Origin of the sequence: Kosakonia sp. BYX6 (genome assembly GCF_038449125.1) — a bacterium.
In the GTDB taxonomy this organism is placed as follows: domain Bacteria; phylum Pseudomonadota; class Gammaproteobacteria; order Enterobacterales; family Enterobacteriaceae; genus Kosakonia; species Kosakonia calanthes.
On sequence record NZ_CP151800.1, the window covers coordinates 2406451 to 2419104 of the forward strand.

The window sequence follows — 12654 nt, forward strand, 5'->3', positions numbered from 1 at the left end:
TAGCACTGTGCGCTATAGCGTACAAGATTACACCGCGCGATTTGTCTATGTTGTACCTGTAAAAATGTGACCGATACCCGCTCCTGAAAGCGATAGCAGATTTCTCAATGTTGGTAGCAGCTAATTTCATCCGGCGCGCTATTTTCTGCGTTATGTTTCCGGTAACAAACAGGAGAGCGTAATGAATAAATTATTTTTCGGTGCGGCCTATTATCGTGAATATTTGCCGGTTGAACGCCTGCAAGAAGATATCCAGTTAATGAAAGAGGCTGGAATTAATTATGTGCGGATCGCCGAAAGCACCTGGAGTACGTTCGAACCTCAAGAAGGAGAATTTGATTTCAGCTCGGTCACCACAGTGCTTGATGAAATGCACAAAAACGGTATCGCCGTGATTATCGGCACGCCAACCTATGCTTTACCGGCCTGGCTGGCAAAAAAATACCCGGATGTCATGGCAACCACCAGCAGCGGGAAAAATATTTACGGCCACCGGCAAAAAATGGACATCACCCACCCGGCGTTTTTATGGTATGCACAACGGATTATTCGCCAGTTATTACAGGCCACGGCAACGCATCCGGCCGTTATTGGTTTTCAAATTGACAATGAAACGAAATATTACGACACCTGCTCAGTCGGGGCGCAAATTGAGTTCGTCAAATACCTGAAAAAACAATTCAACAACGATACCGATGCAATGAATAACGCTTTCGGTCTGGATTACTGGAGTAACCGTATTGATGCCTGGGAAGATTTCCCGCCGATAGAAGGCACCATTAATGCCAGCCTCGGTTGTGCTTTTAAAGTATTTCAGCGTTCACTGGTTTCCCGTTTTCTTGGTTGGCAGGCTGACATCGTTAAAGAATATAAAAACGATGATCAGTTTATTACCCATAATTTTGATTTCGACTGGCGCAACTGGTCATACGGCATTCGCGCAGAAGTCGATCATTTTAAAACCTCACAGGTACTTGATATCACCGGCGTCGATGTTTATCACCCCGGCCAGTTTCACTTAACCGGCGCGGAAATCGCCTTTGCCGGTGATATTGCGCGGGTGACAAAAGACCAACCCTATTTTGTGCTGGAAACCCAAGCGCAGGCTTTTAAAGACTGGACGCCATTTCCGGGGCAACTGCGTTTGCAGGCCTGGAGCCACGTCGCCAGCGGCGCGGTGCTGATCGGTTACTGGCACTGGCACTCAATTCACAACTCGTATGAAACCTACTGGAAAGGCTTGCTCAGCCATGATCTGCAACCAAACCCGGTCTATTACGAAGCCTGTACGATTGGCGCGGAGTTCAACGAGCTCGCCGCTACTGTTACGCGCTTTTCGCGCCGCAGCCGGGTGGCTTTGGTGGTCAGTAATGAGTGCCTGACAGCAATTGATTGGCATCCGTGGAAAGGCCATCAATTTAATCGCGATACATTGCATCAATATAACGACGTGTTCCGCGAATATTATGACGCGCTATATAAGATGAATATTGAAGTGGATATTATCGCTATCGACGACGACCGATTATTCCGTTACGAAATGCTGATATTTCCGCTGTTATATACCGTTTCTGATGAACGACTTCAGCAAATCAATCACTATGTAGAAGAGGGCGGTCACGCGCTATTTTCATTTAAATCCGCTTTTGCTGATGAAAATATGAAAGTGCGCACCTGCGTACAACCGGGAATTATCAGCAAAGCCGTTGGTGCGCACTATCAATTATTCGTCGAACCGGATCAGACCCTTCTGCACTCGGATGTGCTCACGCTTTCGCCAGAAGAAAGCGAAGTCAGTGACTGGATGGAATTAATCACACCAGATGAGAACACCGACGTGCTGGCGCGCTATGCGCATCCTTATTGGCAGCAATACGCCGCAATTACTCATAATCATTATGGTCAAGGCACCGCAACCTATATTGGTTGTCATATTTCGACAGCAGCACTGGGGGAAGTTTATCGCCATGTTCTAAGTAACACGCTCTACCAGCACGAACCTTTACCGACTGAAAAATCCCCGGTTATTATCAAGCGAGGATTCGATGAGCATAACAACATAATTCTCTATTACTTTAATTACAGCAGTGAACCGCAATCCGTATTGTTTAATGCGCCAACAGGGCGACTGCTTTTTAGCGGCAATACCATTACGCAAAACGAGGCTATTACGCTGAAGGATTGGGATGTGCAGATTATTATCGTGGAGACGGCAAAATGAGTGCTTTAACGATTGAACAGCAGCAACAGGAGAGCAGCACGCCTGGGTTTCGTGAACGCTTTGCTTTTGGCCTGGGCGATTACGGAACCAATTTAACCTACACCATGATGGTGACGTTTCTTGCCTATTTTTATACCGATGTCGTGGGTATTTCTGCGGTGCTGGTTGGCTCGCTGATGTTTTTTGCCCGCGTTATTGACGGCGTAATTTGCGTGTTTGTCGGGATCCGCATTGATAAAACGGACTCTCGCCTCGGTAAAGCGCGCCCGTGGGTATTATGGACTGCGGTACCTTTTGGCCTGTCAGCCTTTTTAATGGCGACGGTGCCGGGCATTAGTGACACTGGCAAGATTATCTATGTTTGCGTGACCTATTTGCTGGCCAACATTTTTTTCACCGCCAACAATATTGCCTATGGATCGCTGCTGGCATTGATCACCCGCGATGCTTATCAGCGCGGTATTTTGAGCGTATTCCGTAAAGGCTTATCCACTTGCGGTTCGCTTACTGTTGGCGTATTTACCTTGCCGCTGGTGGCGACTTTCGGGAATACGCACACCTCGTGGGTTATCGTCTTTGGCATATTTGGCTTTTTCACCGCGCTGTGCCTGCTGTTGACCGGATCGTGGACGCGCGAGCGCATCAAACCGGTGAATAAGGATAATCGCAACAATATTCATGCTCGCGTGGTGGCATCATCGATGGTGAAAAACCGTTACTGGCTGATGATCTTCTTTTATCTGCTGGTTACCTTCACCAGTCTAACCGCGTTGTCGACGACCAGCGTGTATTATTCCCGCTATATTCTGCAAGACGTCTCGATGATGTCCTGGATAAGCGTGGCGCAATATACACCGGGTCTTATCACGCTATTAGTTATTCCTTATCTGATTAAACATCTCGGTAAGCGAAACTTGGCTCTGCTTGGCCTGACCATTTGCAGTATTGCCTATTTGATTCCATTGCTTGATAAAACCAACTCGCTGTATGTGATTCTGGCGACCGTGGTACGCAGTGTTGGTTTTTGCGGTATCGGCGCGACCATGTTCGCCTTTCTTGCGGACACCATTGATTACGGCGAATGGAAAACCGGGCTACGCATCGAAGGGATCCTATTCAGCGCAGGAACGCTTGGTCAGACGCTCGGTATGGGTCTTGGCACGGCCAGTGTAGGTTGGGTGCTGGGTGCTGCGGGGTTTGTTAGCGGCGGCAAAGTGGAGCAGCCGCAACATGTTATTGATATGATTGAGTTTATGTTCATTGTTTTCCCGTTTATCCTCGCGTTGCTGAACATGGTGATTATGTATTTTTATAAGCTGGACAAGTTTTACGACCGCGTGGCGGACGATCTTTCCAGCGGAAAATTCGCCAAATGAATAGGTTGCCGCAGCGCGCTGCGGCTTTTTGTTTTTCGCTGTGCTAGCGTGAAGGACGCTCAACAATGTGGCCGCAGACCCTCCCCATGAACGACGTCGACGATGAACTCCTGATTTATTCACCTTTAATGCGCAGCTTTACGTTTAACGCCTACCTGGTTGCGGGCTACACGCCAATTGTGAAAGGCAATAAGCTGGATTTTTTCATTAATCGCCAGCAGGGGATGAAAGGCTACATTCTGAATATCACCCTGCGCGGCGCAGGCGTTGTCTACCTGAATAATGAAAAGTTGATTTGCCGGGAAAACGATATTTTGCTCTTTCCGCCGGGCTGCCCGCATCACTATGGGCGGGAACCGCAAAATACCTGGTGGGATCATCTGTGGATCTATTTTATTCCCCGGCCTTACTGGATTGACTGGCTGAAATGGGATCGCAACTGGCATCAGATTGGCCTTACGCAATCTACCGATATGGTGTTTCTCACCGATCTTAAAAATAGTATCAAAGAGGTGATTCGCCTTAATTCTTCAGCGGACCGGCTGGACTCTATCCTCGCGATGAATAGCCTGGAAAAAGCGTTGCTCTACTGTTTTAAACAGCAACCGGTCAGCAACCGAACCTCTGTCGACCCGCGCATTAACGCGATTTGCCAATATCTGGACGAGAACCTGGCAGCCAAAATAACCATTAATGAATTAGCCGCAAAAGCGTTTCTTTCCGCTTCCAGGCTGGCGCATCTCTTTCGCCAGGAAACCGGTATGACCATTTGGGGCTGGCGGGAGAAACAGCGCATGAGCCGCGCGTCGATGCTATTACAGCACACGCAACTAACCATCTCGCAAATAGCGCAAATCGTCGGCTACGACGACGCGCTCTATTTTTCACGTTTATTCCACCAACAAAACCACGTGGGGCCACGCGAATACCGTAAGCGGTTTGAACAACTGCATTCGCTGTAGTTACGCTGTCTAAGTAGTTTCGCTCTCGAAAATAGAAGCGCTGCGGTATACTTCTCCGGTTTTATATTCCCGGAGGCGACATGAATATCGCAGATTATCTGGCAAAAACATTAAAACTTCTGCGTCAGGCGCGAGGCTGGAGCCTGTCGCGGCTGGCGGAGGAAACGGGCGTATCGAAAGCGATGCTCGGGCAGATAGAGCGCAACGAGTCCAGCCCGACGGTAGCGACGTTATGGAAAATCGCCACTGGCCTGAACGTACCGTTCTCTACTTTTATTGCTCCGCCGGAGAACGAAACCCCGCATGCCTACGATCCCGATAAGCAGGCAATGGTCATCACCCCGATTTTCCCGTGGGATGAAAAACTGCACTTCGATCTCTTCTCGATTACCCTGGCGCCGGGCGCGCTGAGCGAATCCACGCCGCATGAAAAAGGGGTGATTGAGCATGTAATAGTGATTAGCGGAGTGCTGGACATGTGCATTCAGGGGCAGTGGAAGACGTTAACCTCCGGGCAAGGCGTGCGCTTTGCGGGCGATGAGGCCCATGCGTATCGCAACAGTTCCGCGCAGACGGCGCTTTTCCATTCGCTCATCCATTACTCAACAGAAAAAGCCGCCAGCGCGCCTGCGGCAGGTGGTGAAAAACCCCCGTTGTGACTACAATAGCCGCCATTTTGCACATAAATGGATAACGACGATTGTATGCGCCTGCACCCCCATCATCTTGAACTGTTAAGCCCGGCTCGCGACACCGCCATCGCCCGTGAGGCAATCCTTCACGGCGCGGACGCGGTCTATATTGGTGGGCCTGGCTTTGGCGCACGCCATAACGCGGGTAACAGCCTGCGTGATATCGCCGAGCTGGTGCCGTTTGCCCATCGTTACGGCGCCAAAATATTTATCACCTTAAATACCATTCTTCATGATGATGAGTTGGAACCAGCGCAACGCCTGATTGGCGATCTTTATCAGGCTGGCGTTGATGCGCTGATTGTCCAGGACATGGGCGTGCTCGAGCTGGATATCCCGCCGATCGAGCTGCACGCCAGCACCCAGTGCGACATCCGCACCGTCGAAAAAGCCAAATTCCTTTCTGATGTCGGTTTCAGCCAAATCGTGCTGGCGCGCGAGCTGAATCTTGACCAGATCCGCGCTATTCATGGCGCAACCGACGCCACTATCGAGTTCTTTATTCACGGCGCGCTGTGCGTGGCGTATTCCGGGCAGTGCAACATTTCCCATGCGCAAACCGGGCGTAGCGCCAACCGTGGCGACTGCTCACAGGCGTGCCGTTTGCCGTACACCTTAAAAGATGATCAGGGCCGCGTAGTGGCCTATGAAAAACACCTGCTGTCGATGAAAGATAACGATCAGACTGCCAACCTGGCGGCATTGATTGACGCGGGTGTGCGCTCCTTCAAAATTGAAGGGCGCTACAAAGATATGAGTTACGTGAAGAACATCACCGCCCATTATCGCCAAATGCTCGACGCGATTATCGAGGATCGCCCGGAACTGGCGCGCGCTTCGGCAGGGCGTACCGAACACTTCTTTATTCCGTCGACGGACAAAACCTTCCATCGCGGCAGCACCGATTACTTCGTTAACGCGCGCAAAATCGATATCGGTGCTTTCGATTCCCCGAAATTTATCGGTTTGCCGGTTGGCGAAGTGTTGAAAGTTGCCAAAGATCATCTGGATGTTGAAGTGACCGAACCGCTGGCGAACGGCGATGGCCTTAACGTGTTGGTGAAGCGCGAAGTGGTCGGTTTTCGCGTTAACATTGCGGAAAAAATGGGTGAAAACCGTTATCGCGTCTTCCCGAATGAGATGCCGAAAGCGCTGAAAACCCTGCGCCCGCACCACGCGCTGAACCGTAATCTCGATCACAACTGGCAACAGGCGCTGCTGAAAACATCCAGCGAACGTCGTATTGGCGTGGATATCGAACTGGGCGGCTGGCAGGAACAACTGGTATTGACGCTGACCAGCGAAGACGGCGTAAGCGTCACGCACACGCTGGATGGTCAGTTTGATGAAGCCAATAACGCCGAAAAAGCGCTGGAAAACCTGAAGGATGGCCTCGCGAAACTGGGGCAAACCCGTTATTACGCACAAAAGGTCGATGTGAATTTGCCTGGCGCGTTATTCGTGCCGAACAGCCTACTTAACCAGTTGCGCCGTGAAACAGTAGACATGCTGGAAGAAGCGCGGTTAGCCAATTATCAACGCGGCAGCCGTAAACCGGTGGCGACACCCGCGCCAGTCTACCCGGAAACGCATTTGTCATTCCTCGCCAACGTGTATAACCATAAAGCGCGTGAATTCTATCAGCGCTACGGCGTGCAGTTGATCGACGCAGCGTTTGAAGCGCACGAAGAGAAGGGCGATGTGCCGGTGATGATCACCAAACATTGCCTGCGCTTCGCCTTTAATCTCTGTCCGAAACAGGCGAAAGGCAATATCAAAAGCTGGCGCGCCACGCCAATGCAGTTGGTTCACGGCGACGAAGTACTGACGCTGCGCTTTGACTGCCGCCCGTGCGAGATGCATGTGGTAGGGAAAATTAAGCATCACATCCTGAAAATGCCGCTGCCGGGAAGCGGTGTAGTGGCGTCAATCAGCCCGGATGATTTGCTGAAAACTTTACCGAAAAACAAACAGTAAAAAGGGGTGGCATCGTGCCACCCCTTTTTTGTTTAACGATGATCGTCCGGCAACGGCGGTTTTTTATCATCATGCTTATGGTGTTTGTGTTTCGGCGGCGGCACATCGCGCGGCGGCTTTTTATCTTTCTTGTGATGCTGGCTGGTGGGGTATTTTTCCGCTGGGACTGGCGGATGATCGTCAGCAAACACCATGGAAGAGAAGCTCACCGCCAAAATAGCAAACATCAGTGCACTCTTTTTCATATCACGTCCTTCCTCGCTCTATTGCGTGGCGACGATTTGACGATAAAAAAGTGGAGATAATATGGAGCGCTCGGCGTTCGGGATTAATCCTGGCGGACAGGGCGAATATAGCGCCAATAGGGCGGTGAGCCGAAACTCTCCAGCAGGAAATCAATGACCGTTCGCGTGTTCAGCGATGGGTATTTTCCGCCAGGATAAAGCAAATAAAGCGATTGCTCAGCCGGAGCGTAACTCGCTGAGAAATCCGGCATCAACTCGACCAACTCGCCGCGATTGAGCATTTCGCCCACTTGCCAGTCCGGAAATAGCAAAATGCCCGCGTCGTTACGCGCCGCCTGCAATAGCAAATCTGCATTATCAGAGAGAATTTTGGCCTGCGGCGAGAACTGAAAAGCGTTCTCGCTTCGCTGAAAACGCCAGCGTTGTAACCCTGTTTTTCCCCGATAGGCCAGCAATTTGTGAGCCTGCAAATCTTCCGGCGTCAATGGCCTTCCGTAACGGTGAACGTAAGCAGGTGTCGCCACCAAATGGCACGTTTGCCGGGCAATCAACCGCCCGTGAAGTTCGGAATCTTTCAGCGAGGCAATACGTAACAGCAGATCCGTGCCATCAGCAAAGGGATCGATGTAATCGTCATTCAGGTTGAGTTCAATATACAAAGCCGGGTAACGCTCGCTCAGTTCGCTGATGCGCGGTCCAATATGGCGCAGCCCGAAAGAGGTTGGGGCGTTAATGCGAATGCGACCACCGGGTTCGCCTCGTCTTTCACCGACGAGTGATTGTGCATCGCTAAGTTGCTGGAGCATGGTGCGAAATGTTTCTGCATAGACATGGCCAGCGTCGGTAGCAATCACCGCGCGGGTATTGCGGTACAACAACTGCGTTTCCAGCGCCTGTTCCAGTTGTTGCACAACGCGGGATAACGACGACGCGGCCAACCCTTCATTACGGGCAACTTCGGAAAGATTGCCTTCACGCACGATCGCAAGAAAGAGGTGCATCGAGCGGGTGCTTATCTGGTTGAGGTTTTTCATCTGTGCATAATCCGCAATGGTCCATGCCGGATTGTAGTGTTTTTGCGAACGAAGTACATCGTTAAGATACGCGAACATTCAACACTGGAGAGCATTATGAGCACACCTGTTTTGGCATTCGATGAAACCGTTCGTCAGCGTTCTTCCGTTCGCGCCTTTTTGCCGACGCCGTTAACAGACGCGCAGATCCAGGCGGTTTTGCAGGATGCGCAATATTCTCCGTCCAACTGCAACACGCAGCCATGGCACGTTCACATCGTATCGGGGGAAACGAAAACCCGTCTGTCACAACTGATGACCGATAACGATCTGGCGGGCAAACAAAAACCGGATTTTACCTTCTCTTATGATGATTTTTATGGCGACTATTTTGATCGCAGCCAGGAACAAGCCCGCCTGTACTACCAGGCGCTGGGCGTTGCCCGCGAGGATAAAAACAGCCGTAGAGATCACTACGTGCGCAATTATCACTTCTTCGATGCGCCGCATGCGGCCTTTTTATTTATGCCGTCGTTCGGGGATAACATCCGCGTGGCTTCCGACATGGGCATGTACGGGCAAAGCTTTTTGCTGTCGCTGACGGCGCGCGGTTTTGCGGGGATCCCGCAGACATTACTCGGTTTTCATGCAGATTTGGTGCGTGAAGCGCTGGGTGTGCCTGAGGAGTATCGCCTGTTATTCGGCATCTCCTTTGGTTATGCCGATACGTCGAAAGTGGCCGCCAATGTCCGTATGCCGCGCATTCCTGTGGAAAGCAGCGTGGTGATGCACGATTAGGTGATTTTGAATCGCCGGATGGCGGCCTACGTTTTAAGGTTGTATGTAGGCCGAATAAGCGCAAGCGCCATCCGGCAATAACGCAAGATGGCGGGTGAAGCGGATTAATGCGCCAACTGGAAGAAACGTACGGAATCGCGCAGCATTTCGCTTTGTTCGGTCATCGACTGCGCGGCAACCGCAGCTTGTTCCACCAACGTCGCATTCTGCTGGGTGACCTGGTCCATTTGATCGATTGCGACACTAATCTCTTTAATGCCCTGGTGCTGCTCAGTCGAGGCGGCGGAGATTTCGGCAACAATATCGGTCACTTTGTTTACCGACGTCACAATCTCTTCCATTGCGCGGCTGGCGGTGTCCGCATAACGCGAACCATCGGTGATCTTATTGACCGTGCCTTCAATCAGTTGCTTGATCTCTTTCGCCGCATCGGCGCTTTTCTGCGCCAGGTTACGCACTTCACCGGCTACAACGGCAAAACCTTTCCCTTGTTCGCCGGCACGCGCGGCTTCAACAGCGGCGTTGAGCGCCAGGATATTGGTCTGGAAGGCAATCCCTTCGATAACTGAAATGATGTCGACAATTTTCTGCGAGCTGTCGGAGATTTCATGCATTCGCTTCAGCATGTCATGCACCTCTTTACCGCCTTTCACCGCCGTTTGCGACGTCTGGCGCGCCAGGTCGCTCGCTTTACGGGCGTTCTCGGCGTTGCTCTTCACGTTCTCAGTAATTTGCTGCATGTTCGACGACGTTTGCACCAGCGAAGCCGCTTGTTCTTCGGTGCGCTGCGACAGATCGTTATTACCTTCCGAGATTTCGCTGGCGGCATGAGAGATGGATTCACTGCCATCGATAATGCCTTTGATGATTTCCGCCAGTTGGCTGTTCATAAACTTAATGGTGGCCAACAAGCTCTGGCTGTCACCGTCGCGTAAATCAACCGCGGTGCCCAACTTACCGGACGCGACCGCTTGCATGATCGACACAGCATAAGCCGGTTCACCACCCAGTTGACGCGCCAGGTTGCGCGAAATGAAGAGGGCGATAACGCCGGTCGCGATCAGCGCCAGCAGCAATAAACCGCTCAACATATACAGCGCCTGACGATAGCCTGCCTGCGTTTCTTCACCGGTTTTATCACCAATGGCCACTTCCATATCCACCAGTGTCGCCAGATCTTTCATCAACTGTGTGCGGTATTTTGCCGACACCGCGCCACTGATTTTCGACGCTTCGTCCGCGTCACCGCGATTCATCGCCTCAATCACTTTGGCGTTCACATCAATAAAGTTTTTGAAGTTATCGACCACTGTCGCAAACAGCGCCTGCATCTCTTGTGGTTCATTGGCAGAGATCTTCGCGTATTGCTGTTGAGCGTTCAGGAACGTTTGCTGGTTTTGCAGTAATTCACCGCGATGTTGATCCAAAGAGGCCGCGGTGGTGGAAGAAATATACTGCACCTGTTGTAAACGCATTTCGGCTAATACGCCGCGCATTTCAAGGGTGTAGCGAATACCGGGCATGCGGTTTTCACGGAGTTTATCAATATGCTGATTGCTGGCGTTAAGTTGATAGATAGAGACAATGCCAAGCAGCAACATCATGACTATCAAAATGGAAAAGCCGACGAGCAGTTTGGTCAATACGGTGGCGTGCGCTATTTTTTTCATAATCCTGAAGCTGTCATAAGAACGGTAATAGTAATAACGGCAATCGCTGGGGAAGATTGAGTTTAAAATATGATCTCAATCACATATCGCACTGATTTTTGTGCAGAAGCACTAAACCGATAATGAATTTCGATTAAGTGAACGAGTGGCCTTAAGGCATGTTAATTAATTGCGTTTTTATTATTGAAATAATGTTTCAATAACAAGGTGGCTTCTATTATTTATTCTCCGTGCACTTATCGGTACACAGAAAATTAATGCGGCACACTCAGCGGCAATTCATCCGCCCATTTCGTGGCCTGATTCATCAATTCCGCAACGGAAGAATTCGGCAGCCCAATTTCATGAGCCACATCGCTGGCTTCTTCCCACATCCGCCGCTCATACAGACGGGCAAGATGCACATAGGGATAAAGCTCGCCACTGTCTTTCTCCAGCGCAGTTGCTACCGCTGGCGACACGGAGATCTGCGCCATCAGTTCTTCCAGCGGCAACTCAAGAATCACATCAAGCAGGGAGAACAAACCAACCATAAAGGCGTCGTTAGTGGCATGTTTCCCCGCCGTGCGCTCCGCGACCAGCTCGCAGAACTTGGCACGGATCAGGCTCAAATAATAGATTTCGGTATTGGTGACATGCTCAAACGAGGTCAGACAGGCGACCAGCACAAAACGGCGCATTTCATTAATGCCGAGGTAAACAACAATGTCCCGTAACGATTGATTGCGAAAACCACTGACGCCGCGCGTGTTATATAAAATGTTCTGCGCATAACGCATGATTTTAAAAGAGAGCGTCACATCGCGTTTTAACAGCTCTTCAATTTTGTTTAAATTCGGTGATTCAACGTTCACTTCCTGCATTAGTTTCAGGGCAAATGCGCGGTTTTGTACCAGCTTATTGCGTTTGGTGACCACCGGTTTGTTGAAAAAATACCCCTGGAACAGATGGAAACCTAATTTTTTAAATGACTCGAATTCATCGTAGGTTTCAACTTTCTCGGCCAAAAAAACTGTGTGGCGTAATGCGTCACGGTTGGCACGAATATAGTGTTCAATCTCTTCACGCGGGCTTTTTCTGATGTCGAATTTGATCACATCGATATAAGGCATAAACGCATCCCACTCGCTGCCGGGAGAAAAATCATCCAGCGCGATACGAAATCCTTGCGTATGCATGCGTTTGACCGTTTCCAGCAATTGACGGTCTGGCTGCGCATCTTCAAGAATTTCGATCACCACGCGGTTTTTCGGCAGGGTTTCCGCCAGGCCTTCGACCAGCAACTGGTAAGGAAAGTTGACATACACGGTGCTATGGTCATTTTTGCGACCGACAGGCGCGCTGAGAAACTGCTCTTCGATTAATTGGGTGGTGGCAAGCTCCGCAGAGACATCCGGAAAGCGGTTATCCATGCTGTTCCGAAAAAGAAGTTCGTAACCGACGGTGTTCAATTGATTATCAAAAATTGCCTGTCTGGCCACAAAAGAATACATTCGCCACCTCGCGCACCGAGTACTTTTGTATAAGTTTTCCAAATATATAAGCTAACGTGACACGCTGGCTAGCGTAAGCGTGTGACTGTCGTTAAAAAATTCGCTTTTATTGTTAAAAATATAGGACAGCAAAGCGGGAGATGTACAAGTAGCGAAGCCGTGGCCGGCGCAGAGTTTCGCCGGATGGCGGCTGAATGGCTACGGGTC

Annotated in this window: 10 protein-coding genes; 6 read left to right on the forward strand and 4 right to left on the reverse strand. The window is 50.6% G+C overall.

The features are described from left to right. The first annotated feature begins 181 nt into the window (after positions 1-181). From AAEY27_RS11245 to AAEY27_RS11265, 5 genes are all read left to right on the forward strand, one after another. A complete protein-coding gene (locus tag AAEY27_RS11245; protein ID WP_342320588.1) occupies positions 182-2221 on the forward strand; it encodes a beta-galactosidase in 2040 nt (679 codons plus the stop codon). Beyond that, the gene (locus AAEY27_RS11250) at positions 2218-3597 is read left to right on the forward strand and encodes an MFS transporter (RefSeq protein ID WP_342320589.1); all 1380 of its coding nucleotides are present in this window, start codon (positions 2218-2220) and stop codon (positions 3595-3597) included. The genes AAEY27_RS11245 and AAEY27_RS11250 overlap by 4 nt, the downstream gene beginning before the upstream one ends. A gap of 65 nt (positions 3598-3662) precedes the next feature. Then, positions 3663-4559 carry an arabinose operon transcriptional regulator AraC gene (araC, locus tag AAEY27_RS11255; RefSeq protein ID WP_342320590.1) on the forward strand — a complete coding sequence of 299 codons (897 nt, stop codon included), beginning with the start codon at positions 3663-3665 and terminating at the stop codon, positions 4557-4559. A gap of 80 nt (positions 4560-4639) precedes the next feature. Continuing rightward, entirely contained in the window at positions 4640-5218 is a 579-nt protein-coding gene (locus AAEY27_RS11260; RefSeq protein WP_342320591.1) for a helix-turn-helix domain-containing protein, read from the forward strand. A gap of 45 nt (positions 5219-5263) precedes the next feature. Beyond that, complete coding sequence (locus AAEY27_RS11265) at positions 5264-7228, forward strand: peptidase U32 family protein (protein WP_342320592.1); 1965 nt, start codon at positions 5264-5266, stop codon at positions 7226-7228. Positions 7229-7260: 32 nt separating this feature from the next. On the opposite strand, the gene AAEY27_RS11270 is transcribed toward AAEY27_RS11265, so the two are convergent. Together AAEY27_RS11270 and AAEY27_RS11275 are read right to left on the reverse strand one after the other, a co-directional pair. Further along, positions 7261-7473: a hypothetical protein gene (locus tag AAEY27_RS11270; protein WP_342320594.1), complete on the reverse strand. Its 213-nt coding sequence runs from the start codon at positions 7471-7473 to the stop codon at positions 7261-7263. 83 nt (positions 7474-7556) lie between these two features. Next, entirely contained in the window at positions 7557-8585 is a 1029-nt protein-coding gene (locus AAEY27_RS11275; protein ID WP_342320595.1) for a LysR family transcriptional regulator, read from the reverse strand. A gap of 18 nt (positions 8586-8603) precedes the next feature. Here AAEY27_RS11275 and AAEY27_RS11280 point away from each other — a divergent pair, with 18 nt between their 5' ends. Then, entirely contained in the window at positions 8604-9284 is a 681-nt protein-coding gene (locus AAEY27_RS11280; RefSeq protein ID WP_342320596.1) for a nitroreductase, read from the forward strand. 104 nt (positions 9285-9388) lie between these two features. Here AAEY27_RS11280 and AAEY27_RS11285 read toward each other — a convergent pair whose 3' ends face one another. Further along, positions 9389-10954 (reverse strand): methyl-accepting chemotaxis protein, encoded by a 1566-nt coding sequence (locus AAEY27_RS11285; RefSeq protein ID WP_342320597.1) that lies wholly within the window; start codon positions 10952-10954, stop codon positions 9389-9391. Between the two features lie 254 nt (positions 10955-11208). Continuing rightward, on the reverse strand, positions 11209-12366 hold the full coding sequence (locus AAEY27_RS11290; protein WP_342320598.1) for an EAL and HDOD domain-containing protein: 1158 nt from the start codon (positions 12364-12366) through the stop codon (positions 11209-11211). Positions 12367-12654 lie beyond the last annotated feature (288 nt).

Coding starts and splice junctions, on each gene's coding strand:
- AAEY27_RS11245 (WP_342320588.1), top strand. CDS start 182: ATGAATAAATTATTTTTCGGTGCGGCCTATTATCGTGAATATTTGCCG.
- AAEY27_RS11250 (WP_342320589.1), top strand. CDS start 2,218: ATGAGTGCTTTAACGATTGAACAGCAGCAACAGGAGAGCAGCACGCCT.
- araC (WP_342320590.1), top strand. CDS start 3,663: ATGTGGCCGCAGACCCTCCCCATGAACGACGTCGACGATGAACTCCTG.
- AAEY27_RS11260 (WP_342320591.1), top strand. CDS start 4,640: ATGAATATCGCAGATTATCTGGCAAAAACATTAAAACTTCTGCGTCAG.
- AAEY27_RS11265 (WP_342320592.1), top strand. CDS start 5,264: ATGCGCCTGCACCCCCATCATCTTGAACTGTTAAGCCCGGCTCGCGAC.
- AAEY27_RS11270 (WP_342320594.1), bottom strand. CDS start 7,473: ATGAAAAAGAGTGCACTGATGTTTGCTATTTTGGCGGTGAGCTTCTCT.
- AAEY27_RS11275 (WP_342320595.1), bottom strand. CDS start 8,585: ATGTTCGCGTATCTTAACGATGTACTTCGTTCGCAAAAACACTACAAT.
- AAEY27_RS11280 (WP_342320596.1), top strand. CDS start 8,604: ATGAGCACACCTGTTTTGGCATTCGATGAAACCGTTCGTCAGCGTTCT.
- AAEY27_RS11285 (WP_342320597.1), bottom strand. CDS start 10,954: ATGAAAAAAATAGCGCACGCCACCGTATTGACCAAACTGCTCGTCGGC.
- AAEY27_RS11290 (WP_342320598.1), bottom strand. CDS start 12,366: ATGGATAACCGCTTTCCGGATGTCTCTGCGGAGCTTGCCACCACCCAA.